This is a genomic window from Ruegeria sp. E8 (assembly GCF_056533985.1).
On sequence record NZ_JBQFOY010000008.1, the window covers coordinates 151,052 to 163,146 of the forward strand.

11 protein-coding genes are annotated in these 12,095 nt (G+C 59.2%); 6 read left to right on the forward strand and 5 right to left on the reverse strand.

The genetic code is table 11. The annotated features are described in order from the left end of the window. Positions 1–9 precede the first annotated feature (9 nt). The 3 genes from ACR0LF_RS12895 to ACR0LF_RS12905 all read right to left on the reverse strand — a co-directional run bounded on the left by ACR0LF_RS12895 (position 10) and on the right by ACR0LF_RS12905 (position 2,817). Positions 10–960: a PLP-dependent cysteine synthase family protein gene (locus ACR0LF_RS12895; RefSeq protein WP_480577944.1), complete on the reverse strand. Its 951-nt coding sequence runs from the start codon at positions 958–960 to the stop codon at positions 10–12. Beyond that, the gene (locus ACR0LF_RS12900) at positions 957–2,144 is read right to left on the reverse strand and encodes a glycine C-acetyltransferase (protein WP_480577947.1); all 1,188 of its coding nucleotides are present in this window, start codon (positions 2,142–2,144) and stop codon (positions 957–959) included. The genes ACR0LF_RS12895 and ACR0LF_RS12900 overlap by 4 nt, the downstream gene beginning before the upstream one ends. Positions 2,145–2,253: 109 nt before the next feature. Next, the gene (locus tag ACR0LF_RS12905; RefSeq protein ID WP_480577950.1) at positions 2,254–2,817 is read right to left on the reverse strand and encodes a helix-turn-helix domain-containing protein; all 564 of its coding nucleotides are present in this window, start codon (positions 2,815–2,817) and stop codon (positions 2,254–2,256) included. Between the two features lie 118 nt (positions 2,818–2,935). Between ACR0LF_RS12905 and ACR0LF_RS12910 the strand changes: the two genes are divergently transcribed. Continuing rightward, positions 2,936–4,111 (forward strand): acetyl-CoA C-acyltransferase family protein, encoded by a 1,176-nt coding sequence (locus tag ACR0LF_RS12910; protein ID WP_480577953.1) that lies wholly within the window; start codon positions 2,936–2,938, stop codon positions 4,109–4,111. Between the two features lie 96 nt (positions 4,112–4,207). On the opposite strand, the gene ubiB is transcribed toward ACR0LF_RS12910, so the two are convergent. After that, complete coding sequence (gene ubiB, locus ACR0LF_RS12915) at positions 4,208–5,737, reverse strand: 2-polyprenylphenol 6-hydroxylase (RefSeq protein WP_480577955.1); 1,530 nt, start codon at positions 5,735–5,737, stop codon at positions 4,208–4,210. Continuing rightward, positions 5,738–6,490, reverse strand: a complete 753-nt coding sequence (ubiE, locus tag ACR0LF_RS12920; RefSeq protein WP_480577958.1) for a bifunctional demethylmenaquinone methyltransferase/2-methoxy-6-polyprenyl-1,4-benzoquinol methylase UbiE — start codon at positions 6,488–6,490, stop codon at positions 5,738–5,740. An 86-nt stretch (positions 6,491–6,576) separates the two neighbouring features. Between ubiE and mutM the strand changes: the two genes are divergently transcribed. The 5 genes from mutM to dnaN all read left to right on the forward strand — a co-directional run bounded on the left by mutM (position 6,577) and on the right by dnaN (position 12,045). Beyond that, positions 6,577–7,428: a bifunctional DNA-formamidopyrimidine glycosylase/DNA-(apurinic or apyrimidinic site) lyase gene (gene mutM, locus ACR0LF_RS12925; protein WP_480577961.1), complete on the forward strand. Its 852-nt coding sequence runs from the start codon at positions 6,577–6,579 to the stop codon at positions 7,426–7,428. 66 nt (positions 7,429–7,494) lie between these two features. Continuing rightward, positions 7,495–8,271 carry an enoyl-CoA hydratase gene (locus ACR0LF_RS12930; RefSeq protein ID WP_480577964.1) on the forward strand — a complete coding sequence of 259 codons (777 nt, stop codon included), beginning with the start codon at positions 7,495–7,497 and terminating at the stop codon, positions 8,269–8,271. Between the two features lie 227 nt (positions 8,272–8,498). Beyond that, the gene (rpsT, locus tag ACR0LF_RS12935; RefSeq protein ID WP_039541017.1) at positions 8,499–8,762 is read left to right on the forward strand and encodes a 30S ribosomal protein S20; all 264 of its coding nucleotides are present in this window, start codon (positions 8,499–8,501) and stop codon (positions 8,760–8,762) included. Between the two features lie 556 nt (positions 8,763–9,318). Beyond that, positions 9,319–10,704 (forward strand): chromosomal replication initiator protein DnaA, encoded by a 1,386-nt coding sequence (gene dnaA / locus ACR0LF_RS12940; RefSeq protein WP_480577967.1) that lies wholly within the window; start codon positions 9,319–9,321, stop codon positions 10,702–10,704. A 219-nt stretch (positions 10,705–10,923) separates the two neighbouring features. Next, the gene (gene dnaN, locus ACR0LF_RS12945) at positions 10,924–12,045 is read left to right on the forward strand and encodes a DNA polymerase III subunit beta (protein ID WP_480577970.1); all 1,122 of its coding nucleotides are present in this window, start codon (positions 10,924–10,926) and stop codon (positions 12,043–12,045) included. Positions 12,046–12,095: the final 50 nt, after the last annotated feature.

Here is a 12,095-nt window from a genome sequence, read left to right on the forward strand (position 1 = left end):
CGCATGTCCTTACTCCCATAAGTCGGTGGACAGGTATTTCAGGCCGCTGTCACACATGACGATGGCGATGCAGCCACCCTTTTCCGGCCCGCGCAGCAGGTCGATTGCGGCGGCCAGGTTGGCCCCTGCGGAGTAACCCGCGAAAATGCCTTCGGCCCGGGCCAGCAACCGGGTGCAGTCCCGCGCCGTATCGCCGGAAACCGACAGATGCCCGGCCAGCGGGGTACCGTTCAGGTGAACCAGATCGCCCATGGCATAGCCGCCGCCCTGAATCGGGTGATCCGGGTGGGTGACCGTTTCCCCGGCCAGCGCCCGCGCCCCGTCGGGTTCGACCGCATAGCACCGCACGCCTTGCGCGTTCAGAAAACTTGCCGTCCCGGCCAGAGTGCCCCCGGACCCGGCGAAGTCGCAGAACACCGTCACCGCGCCGCCGGATTGCTCCCAAATCTCGGGGCCAGTGCCGGTTTCATGCGCCTTTGGGTTGCCGGAATGACCGAATTGATCGGCACGAAACGCGTTGCGTTCGGCGGTGACGTGCCGGGCGGCCTCATCCACCAGCGCCAGATCGATCCCCGACACTTCGCCGGGTTTGCTGTCGGGCGCTTGCGGCACGATGATCACCTCGGCCCCCAAGGCGCGCATCATTCGCGCCCGTTCGACCGAGTTTCCCGCGCTCATGACCGCCACGAATGGATGGCCGAGGATGCCGCAGACAATCGCCAGACCGGTGCCCATATTGCCCGAGGTCAACTCGACCACCGTCTGCCCCGGCGCAAGGGTGCCATCCGCGCGGGCCATTTCGATGATGGATCTGGCGGCGCGGTCTTTCTTGGAAAAACCGGGCAGCAGATAGTCCAGCTTGGCCAGAATGCGCCCGTCCAAGTCGAGGTGCTGGCGAATGCGCGACAGCTCGACGAGAGGCGTATCGCCGATGGCATCGATGATTGAGGGCAGAATCACGAAATCACTCCCAGCTTCTTGCCGACCTTGCCAAAGGCTGCCAGAGCGCGGTCCAATTCGTCCTTTGTTAGAGCCGCATTCATCTGCGTTCTGATCCGCGCTTGTCCGCGTGGGACAACGGGAAAGAAGAAGCCGGAAACATAGACCCCTTCATCAAACAGGCGCGATGCAATCTCCTGCGCCAGGGTCGCCTCGCCCAGCATCACCGGGATGATCGGATGTTCGCCGGGCAGCAAGTCGAAGCCCAGCTTTTCCAGCCCTGCGCGCCAGTATTTGGCGTTGCCGAACAACTGGGCGCGCAGCATGTCGCCCTCTTCAACCAGACGGATGGCCTCAAGGCCGGCAGCGACGATGGAGGGCGGCAGCGAGTTCGAGAACAGATAGGGCCGCGCCCGCTGCCGCAGCAGATCGATCACTGGCTGCGGCCCGGCGATATAACCGCCGATTGCCCCCCCAAGTGCCTTGCCCAAGGTTCCCGTCAGAATATCCACATCGACGCCGAAATGATCCGGTGTACCCGCGCCGTTCGGCCCCATGAAGCCGGTCGCATGACAGTCATCGACCATGACGATGGCATCGTACTTGTCCGCCAGTTCCCGGATTTTCGGCAGGTTGGCCAAATACCCATCCATCGAAAACACGCCATCGGTGGCGATCATGATATGGCGCGCCCCGTCCTCTCGCGCCTGTTTCAGCCAAGCTTCGAGGTCGTTCATGTCGTTGTTCAAGTACCGGTAGCGCTTGGCCTTGCACAGCCGTACGCCGTCGATGATCGAGGCGTGGTTCAGACTGTCCGAGATAATCGCGTCTTCAGGCCCTAACAAAGGCTCAAACAGCCCTCCGTTTGCATCGAAACAGGCGGCGAACAGGATCGAATCATCCTTGTTCAGAAACTTTGCCAATCGTTGCTCAAGCTCGCGGTGTATGTCCTGAGTGCCGCAGATGAACCGGACCGAGGCCATGCCGAAGCCCTTGGGCTCCATCGCGCCCTTGGCGGCGTCGATCAGTGCGGGGTGATCGGCCAGACCCAGATAGTTGTTGGCGCACAGGTTGATAACTTGTTTGCCGCCCACCGTAATCTCACCGCCCTGCGGCGAGGTGATCATTCGTTCGCGCTTGTAAAGACCTTCTGCTTCGATCTGCGCGAGGGTGTCCGTGATATGGGACAGGAATGCATCTGCCATGGCGATCTCCTTGCTCTGAGTCGCGTATCTAACATAACGGATGAAATTCCCAAATAGGGGATTACCAAAATTACGGAAAATTTTCCGTGAAGGCGGAAAATTGCCGTTCTCAGGCGTTTTTGACGATCAGAAAAACACGTGCAGGCTCTTCGGCGACGATTGAGTGATTCACATCGGCCGAATAACGGGCCGTGTCCCCTTGTTTCAGCTCACGGACAGCAGAGCCCGACGTTACGCGCACCGCGCCTTCCAAAACGGTCAATTGTTCCTGTGCGCCGCGCGTGTGGGGTTGGCTGTTCAGGGCACCGTCTTTGTCAAACTGGATATCGTAGACCTCATGCCCACCAGCTTCTTCCGGCGGGGACAGGATGCGAATGCGGCAGTTCTGCCCCATGTTGTCGATACTGGGCACCTCGGAGTTCCTCAGAACCTCGATCCGGTCCGCGCTGTTGGTATCGTCCAGCAACCCGGCGAAATCGACCTGCAAAGCCCGTGTCAGGTTCCAAAGGGTCGAGATCGTAGGGCTGCTTTCGCCGCGCTCGATCTGGCTGACCATCGATCTTGAAACGCCACTGAGGTTTGCCACGGCTTCGAGGGACAGGCCCTTGGCCCGGCGCGCCTCTTTCAGGCGGGAGGGCAGGCGTGTCAGGATATCGTCTGTATTTTCCGTCATGACGGAATTTCATGCGTTATTGACTGCCATATGTCAATTCAACTTGTGACGGTACGTTCCATGGGACAGCCTGACGCTGCAGATGCATAGTTCCGCCAAATCCCAGAGGAGGAGAGACATGAAGGATATCGTGATTCTTGATGGTGCCCGCACCGCAATCGGCACCTTTGGCGGGGCGCTCGCCTCAACCGCGCCGATTGATCTTGCCACTGTTGCGACCGAAGCGGCGATGGAGAAGTCGGGCGTTGAACCGACCCAGATTGGCAGCGTGTTTTTCGGTCATGTCATCAATACCGAGCCGCGCGATATGTATTTGTCCCGTGTTGCTGCAATGCAGGCTGGCATTCCGGATGGAACACCCGCGATGAACGTAAACCGTCTTTGCGGGTCTGGGGCGCAGGCAATTGTGTCCGCCGCGCAGGCCCTGATGCTAGGCGATGCGGAATTTGCCGTTGCCGGTGGGGCAGAGAGCATGTCGCGCAGCCCCTATATCGTGCCGCAGGCGCGTTGGGGGGCGAAGATGGGGGATGTGACCTCGCTGGATATGATGCTGGGGGCTTTGAACTGCCCGTTTGGCAGCGGTCATATGGGCGTGACCGCAGAGAACGTGGCCGATGAGCATCAGATCAGCCGCGAGCAGATGGACGATTTCGCTCTGGCCAGCCAGACCCGCGCGGCGGCGGCGATTGAGGCCGGCTATTTCGAAAGCCAGATCGCGCCGGTTCAGGTCAAGGTCAAGCGGGACATGGTCGATTTCAAGGTGGATGAGCATCCGAAATCGACCACTGCCGAGGTTCTGGGCGGGTTGCGGCCTGTGTTCAAGAAAGATGGGCGGGTGACGGCGGGCAATGCCTCGGGCATCAACGATGGGGCTGCAGCGATGGTTCTGGCCACGGCGGATGCGGCTGAAAAAGCCGGTTTGAAACCCAAGGCGCGCATTCTGGGATACGCTCATGCGGGTGTTCGCCCTGAAGTGATGGGGATCGGGCCGGTTCCTGCTGTCCGAAACCTGATGGATCGAACCGGGCTGTCCGTCGGCGATTTTGATGTCGTCGAAAGCAATGAGGCGTTTGCGGCGCAGGCTCTGGCCGTCAACCAGGAACTGGGTCTGGATGCGGGCAAGGTGAACCCGAACGGCGGCGCGATTGCACTGGGTCACCCGGTTGGCGCGACGGGGGCGATCATCACACTGAAGGCTTTGTACGAGTTGGAACGCACTGGCGGGTCCAAGGGTCTGGTGACGATGTGCATCGGGGGTGGGCAGGGGATTGCCCTTGCTATCGAGCGGCTCTGATCAGGTAACCGGGCGGGGGGCTGTCTGCCCCCCATCGCGCTTGGGCGCGATTCCCCCCGAGGATATTTTTGGCCAGATGAAGCAGGCGGGTCGGTGCTAGCTGAATGTCGTGATCAGAAGCGTGACGGCTGCTCCAGCGGCGATTCCGATTGTGGTAAAGAGGATCGCTGGCAAGAAGCCATTGTTTTGCGGCGCTTCCTTTTGCGTCTGCGCAATCAGCGCGTTTTCCACCAGCGCGGGCAGGCGCGGGCCGAAGCGGGCGAGGACCATTGCGGTTTTGCCGAAATCCCTGAGTGCTGCACGTGGACCGATGGATTGCTTGATGTAATCTTCGACCACGGGGCGGGCGACCTCCCAGATGTTGATATGAGGGTCCAGTGACCTTGCGACGCCTTCGACCACCACCATGGTGCGTTGCAGCAGGATCAGCTCGGTTCGGGTTTCCATGCCGAACCGTTCGGTCACTTCGAACAGGTAGTTCAGCAGACGGCCCATGGAGATATGTGAGGCGTCCATGCCGAAGATCGGTTCACCCACGGCGCGCAGGGCGCGGGCGAATTCGTCAACGTCCCTGTCGGCGGGGACATAACCGGCCTCGAAATGCACCTCGGCCACGCGTTTGTAGTCGCGGCGGATGAAGCCGAACAGGATCTCGGCATAGACCCGGCGGGTGTATTCGTCGATATGCCCCATGATGCCGTAATCATAGGCGATGATATCTCCGTTCGCGGCGACCTTGAGGTTACCCTGGTGCATGTCGGCGTGGAAGTAACCGTCGCGCAAGGCGTGGAGCAGGAACAGGCGCAGCACCCGTTCAGCCAGATCGGGGCGATTATGACCGGCGGCATCGAGCGCTTGGTTTTCGCCCAGCGGGATGCCATCCGCCCAGCTGAGCGTCATGACACGGCGCGCGGACAGTGACCACACAACAGGCGGCAGCCAGAATCCGGCGTCGTCCTTGGTGTTGGCGGCGTATTCCGAGGCAGCGGCGCTTTCCAGCCGCAGGTCAAGTTCACCGCGCACGACGCCGTCGAAATGTTCGATCACCTCCATCGGGCGCAGGCGACGGGCACCGGGGGCGAAAAGCTGCACGATGCGGGCGGCGAAATAGAAAGCGTCGACATCCTTGTGGAAGGCGCGTTCGATGCCCGGGCGCAGCACTTTGACCGCGACGTCCTCGCCCGTGCTGGTCAGCTTGGCCTTGTGGACCTGCGCGATCGAGGCGGCGGCGATGGGTTCGCTGAAGTCGCTGAAAATCTCGGCGACCGGCTGGCCGAGCTCCTTTTCGACCTCGGCCATCGCTTCGGCCCTGGAAAAGGGTGGCAGCTTGTCTTGCAGCACGCGCAGTTGTACGGCCAGTTCATCACCCACGACATCGGGGCGCGTAGAGAGGACCTGACCGAATTTGATATAGGCGGGGCCAAGGGCCGTGAGCGCGCGGGTGGCGGGCGGCATGTCGGGATCGCCCTTATAGCCCAGCCACTGAAAGGGTTTGCCCAGCGTATGCGCCAGAATACGTATCGCACGCGGGGCCTCGAACGCGTCCAGCACCACGTTCATGGCGCCTGTGCGCTCGAGCGTGGCGCCTGTGCGGATCAGGCGAATGATGTTGTGAGGGCCGCGCATCTAGATTTTCCAGCCGGAGTGCAGCGCGGCGATGCCCATGCTCAGGTTGCGGTATTTGGCGTTTTCGAATCCGGCGGCGCGGACCATGTTCAGGAATGTGTCCTGATCGGGGAATTTGCGGATCGATTCCACCAGATACTGATAGCTGTCGTAGTCATTCGCGATCAGCTTGCCCATGCGCGGGATGACATTGAAACTATAGAGGTCATAGAGTTTCTGAAGCCCATCATTCGGAAGCTGGCTGAACTCCAGCACCATGAGCCGACCGCCGGGTTTGAGGACGCGGAACGCCTCGTTCAGGGCTTCCTTTGGGCGGGTCACGTTCCGGATGCCGAAAGAGATGGTGTAGACGTCGAAGGTGTTATCTTCGAACGGCAGGGCCATCGCATCGCCCACCACCCAGTTCAGGCTGTCGGCCATTTGGTCGGCCTCGGCGCGCTGGCGGCCTTCGATCAGCATTGGCTCGGTCAGGTCCAATACGGTGGCGTGACCATGGCCTGCACGTTTGAGGAATCGGAACGAAATGTCTCCGGTACCACCCGCCACGTCCAGCAGCCGCTGACCGGGGCGTGGTGCCAGCCAATCCATCATCGCGTCTTTCCACACCCGGTGAATGCCCATCGACATGACATCGTTCATCACGTCATATTTCGAGGCGACCGAGTTGAACACGCCCTGAACACGCCCGGCCTTTTCAGCCTCGCGCACGGTTTCAAACCCGAAATGAGTGGTCTTGTCGCTGTTGTCGGACATTTGCCTTGCCGTTTGTCGAATTTCGCCTCTGTTATAGGGCCATGAGAGGCGGGCACAATGCGGCCCTTTGGAATAGGAGCCATGTAATGCCGGAATTGCCTGAGGTCGAGACAGTAAGACGCGGCCTGAGCCCGGCCATGGAGGGCGTCGTGATCGAAACGGCGGATGTGAACCGCCCCGACTTGCGTTGGCCTTTTCCAGACCGGATGGCCGAGCGGTTGACCGGACAGCGGGTGGATCGGTTGCGGCGGCGATCAAAATATATTCTGGCCGATCTCAACAGTGGTGAGACATTGTTGATCCATTTGGGTATGTCGGGGCGAATGACTGTGTCGGGCGACCCTCTTGGCCAGTTCGTGCATGAGCACCCGACGCCCGAAAAACACGACCATGTGGTGTTTCACATGGCCAACGGCGCGCGGATCACCTTCAATGATCCGCGCCGGTTTGGCGCGATGGATCTGTTGCCGACGGCCACGGCAGAAGATCACAAGCTGCTTTCGGGCCTGGGACCGGAACCATTGGGCAACGATTTTCACGAGCAGCATCTGATCGATGCGTTCAAAGGTAAGAACACTCCTGTCAAATCCGCGCTTCTGGATCAGGGAATCGTTGCCGGATTGGGCAATATCTATGTCTGTGAAGCGCTTTATCGCGGCCGAGTGTCGCCACGTCGCAAAGCCGGTCAGATTTCTGCGCCCCGCGTAGCGGCGCTTGTTCCCATCATCCGGCAGGTATTGCAGGACGCTATCGAAGCCGGAGGATCCTCTCTGCGGGATTTCCGCCAAGCTGATGGAGAACTTGGATATTTTCAACACAGCTTTGATGTTTATGGCCGCGAGGGCGAGGCCTGCCGAACCGAAGGGTGCGGCGCGCCGATCAGGAGAATCACCCAGTCCGGTCGCTCATCATTCTATTGTGCGCAATGCCAAAGATAGCTTGATCCAAGTTTTTCGCGTGGTAAGGAATCGTACCTGAACGGAACAACCGGAAGCTTATACCTCATGGCTTTTGAGACGATCATCGTCGAAATCGAAGACCACGTCGCCCTTATCAAACTCGACCGACCGGACGCTTTGAACGCGCTGAACACCCAGTTGCTGGGTGAGCTGTGTACCGCGTTGGAAGATGCGGACAGCAATGACAAGGTGCGATGCATCGTTATCACCGGATCGGACAAGGCCTTTGCCGCCGGCGCGGACATCAAGGAGATGTCCGAGATGAGTTTTGTCGATGTCTATAACGTCAATCTGTTTGCCGATGCGAATGATCGCGTCACGGCAATCCGCAAGCCGATCATTGCGGCTGTTGCGGGTTATGCGCTGGGCGGTGGATGCGAACTTGCCATGTTGTGCGACTTCATCATCGCCGCGGACACCGCCAAGTTTGGCCAGCCCGAGATCAATCTGGGTGTTATCGCCGGTCTCGGCGGCAGTCAGCGTCTGACGCGGTTTGTAGGCAAGTCCAAATCGATGGACATGAACCTGACCGGGCGATTCATGGATGCTGAGGAAGCTGAACGTGCCGGTTTGGTCAGCCGGGTTGTACCGGCCAAGAAGCTGATTGAAGAAGCGGTGGGCGCCGCACAGAAAATTGCTGAGAAATCGCAGCTGACGGCGATGGCCGCGAAAGAAGCGGTGAATCGCAGCTATGAACTGCCGCTCAGCGAGGGAATGCTGTTCGAGCGTCGTGTCTTTCATTCGATGTTTGCGACCGAAGATCAGAAAGAGGGCATGGCGGCATTTCTGGAAAAACGCGCGGCGCAATTCCGCGACAAATAACGCGCGGCACGTTATCAAAGCTGGGCGGGCCTTAGCCCGCCTTTTTTGTTCCGGACCCCGGCTCAACGAATCGACTTGGCAAAGCCTGCAAACTTGGCTAAAGACCGCCGTCATACATGCGCGTGCGGCCCGCTTGGCCCGACTCACACTCGTGATTTCTGATCCGGTGCGGATATGTCCGTGGCGCGCAACCCTAGATAACCGTACCGAACGAAGGTCAGAGACACATGGCAAATTCGCCCCAGGCAAAGAAGCGCGCTCGTCAGAACGAAAAGCGTTTCGCAGTAAACAAAGCACGCCGTTCGCGCATCCGCACCTATCTGCGTAAAGTCGAAGAAGCGATCGCATCCGGTGACAAGGACGCAGCAACCGCAGCCCTGCGTGCCGCTCAGCCCGAGCTGATGCGCGGTGTGACCAAGGGTGTCTTCCACAAGAACACCGCTGCCCGCAAGATGTCGCGCCTGTCCGCGCGCGTCAAAGCGCTGGGCTAAAGCTTCTGGGTGACCTGAGTCACGTCAGCAAAGCTGAACTATTCCAAAAGGCGTCGCGCAATGCGGCGCCTTTTTTCGTGTTGCCAGAATACCGCGCCTACACGAAACCGAGAGATTCTTTCGGCCAAAGAACCGAGTCAATATCAGAGTTTCGTTGCCGCGCACCGCTTCGACTTGCTACCACTGATGTCAGCGATTCACTCGCTTGGGGGGACAGGCTGTTTACTCGGTCGAACTGACGGGCATCAGAACGATCTGGGGACAATTGTCGACGACTGGCATGTGCCAGGCTGCCGATTTGCCGAGATGTCCGGGTTTTACCCGGTGATCCCGGCCCTGTCTAAAAATTGAGATTGCGACGTGCAACCCGGTTTTCGGGGCGCTCAGATATTGCTGAGCGTCGATCCAGAGGTTGTATAAGCTTTCCGGGACAGCCCCGCCAGACCTTCCGGTTTGGCGCAGGGATACCTTTGAGCGCGTGAATCCAAGACCGGGTAACCGGCTTCGTATGAATAAGGCCGACAGGCCAATAAGAATGGGATGCGTGAGGCGCTGAATGACACAAGAGAAATGGGGACTACTGCGTAACAAATTGCTGAAGGCCATCGGTCGGAACAATTACACGACCTGGATTGAGCCTTTGGAATTTCAAGAGCTGCAGGATGGCGTGGCGGTTTTCTCCGTGCCGACCAATTTTATGGGCAATTACGTCAGTCAAAATTTTGCAGATCTCATATTGTATGAACTGAATACCGCGGGTGAAACCGTGCAGCGTCTGGATTTTCGCGTTGCCGCAAACTCTCCTGTGCGCCCTAAACCTTCGGCTAAAGCGGTGACTGAGGTGCAGCCTGAACCTGTTGCTGTGCCGGTGGTGGACACAGCGCAGGATACGTTGGAGTCCTTACAAGCCGCACCGCTGGATTCTCGTTTTACCTTTGACAGCTTTGTCGTCGGCAAACCCAATGAATTGGCTCACGCTGCCGCGCGCCGGGTGTCCGAAGGCGGGCCGGTCACCTTCAATCCACTGGTTCTGTATGGGGGCGTTGGTCTGGGTAAAACCCACCTGATGCACGCCATTGCGTGGGAGCTGAAAACCAAGCGCCCCGAACTGAACGTGCTGTACCTGTCTGCGGAACAATTCATGTATCGCTTTGTGCAGGCCCTGCGCGAGCGTCGGATGATGGATTTCAAACACCTGTTCCGTTCGGTCGATGTGCTGATGGTGGATGACGTGCAGTTCATCGCGGGCAAGGATTCGACACAGGAAGAATTCTTTCACACTTTCAACGCGCTGGTGGATCAGAACAAACAGATCATCATTTCGGCCGACCGCGCGCCGGGTGAGATCAAGGACTTGGAAGATCGGGTGAAATCGCGCCTGCAATGCGGTCTGGTCGTTGACCTGCATCCCACCGATTACGAATTGCGTCTGGGCATCCTGCAAAACAAGGTGCAGCAATACAGCAGCACCTATCCCGATCTGGCGATTGCAGATGGTGTGCTGGAGTTTCTGGCCCATCGCATCTCGACCAACGTGCGTGTACTTGAAGGCGCTCTGACCCGTCTGTTCGCGTTTGCTTCGCTGGTGGGTCGCGAGATCGACATGGAACTGACGCAGGATTGTTTGGCGGACGTGCTGCGCGCATCCGAGCGCAAGATCACCGTTGAAGAAATTCAGCGCAAAGTGTCCGAGTATTACAACATTCGCCTGTCCGACATCATCGGCCCCAAACGCCTGCGGTCCTATGCCCGCCCGCGTCAGGTGGCGATGTATCTGTGCAAGCAGCTGACCAGCCGCTCGCTGCCCGAGATTGGCCGTCGCTTTGGCGGGCGGGATCACACCACGGTCATGCATGGCGTCAAGCGCATCGAAGAGCTGAAAAGCACGGACGGGCAAATTGCCGAAGACGTGGAAATGCTGCGCCGGTCGCTCGAAGCCTGATTTGCTTTCTAAGAAAACGCCCCGGTCCGTCGTGACCGGGGCGTTTTTTGTGCGCTTTACCGCACGGTTGCCAATGAACTGTGCCCGCTTGGGCACGCGCCCCTTGACGCATTGGGTGTTCCGCCCCAGAAAACCGTAAAAAATCCTTGTGCCTCAGGGTGGAACCGCTAACGTGCCAGTCCCGCCCATGTCGGTACGCAAGTCAGAGGAATTGAGGGTATGAAGATCAGCATCGAACGCGGCACCCTTCTCAAGGCCGTTTCGCAGGCCCAATCCGTTGTTGAACGTCGCAACACAATACCGATCCTCGCCAATGTACTGATCGAGGCCGAAGGCGATCAGGCGCTGTTCCGGGCCACCGATCTGGATATCGAAGTGGTCGACAAGGCCCCGGCGCAGGTCGAGAAGGCCGGTGCGACAACGGTGGCGGCGACAACCTTGCATGAGATTGTTCGTAAACTGCCGGACGGGGCGCTGGTGACACTGACCGCGGATAGTGCTGCTGGCCGTCTGACGGTTGAGGCCGGGCGGTCGAACTTTTCGCTCGCGACCCTGCCGAAAGAGGATTTTCCAGTAATGGCATCCTCGGAGTATCAGTCGAACTTTACCGCCTCGGCGGCACTGCTGCGCCGGCTGTTCGACAAATCGAAGTTTGCGATTTCGACGGAAGAGACGCGGTATTACCTGAACGGTGTTTACATGCATGTGGCCGACGGGTCCGAGGGCGGCAAAGTTCTGCGCTGCGTGGCAACCGATGGCCATCGTCTGGCGCGCATCGACGCGGATTTGCCGGAAGGTGCCGCGGACATGCCGGGTGTGATCGTTCCGCGCAAGACGGTGGGCGAGCTGCGCAAGCTGCTGGACGATGACGAGATGGATATCGCGGTTTCGGTCAGCGAAACCAAGGTTCGGTTTGCGACCCCGGATATTACCCTGACGTCCAAAGTGATCGACGGTACATTCCCCGACTACACCCGCGTAATTCCACAGGGCAACACCCGCAAGCTGGAGGTTGACGCCGCCGAGTTCGCGCAGGCCGTGGATCGGGTTGCGACGGTATCGTCCGAGCGTTCGCGTGCTGTGAAGCTGCAACTGGAGGGGGACAAGCTGGTACTGTCCGTAAACGCCCCCGACAGTGGTGCCGCCGAAGAGGAACTGGCCGTGGCCTATGGGGACGAACGGCTGGAGATCGGGTTCAACGCCAAGTACCTGCTTGAGATCGCCTCGCAGGTGGATCGCGAAAACGCTGTGTTCATGTTCAATTCTGCCGGCGATCCGACCCTGATGCGCGAGGGCAATGACCAGAGCGCAGTTTATGTTGTCATGCCGATGCGCGTCTGATCGCGCTTGCGCGCGATGCCTCCGGCGGAGGTATTTTTGAACAGAAGAAG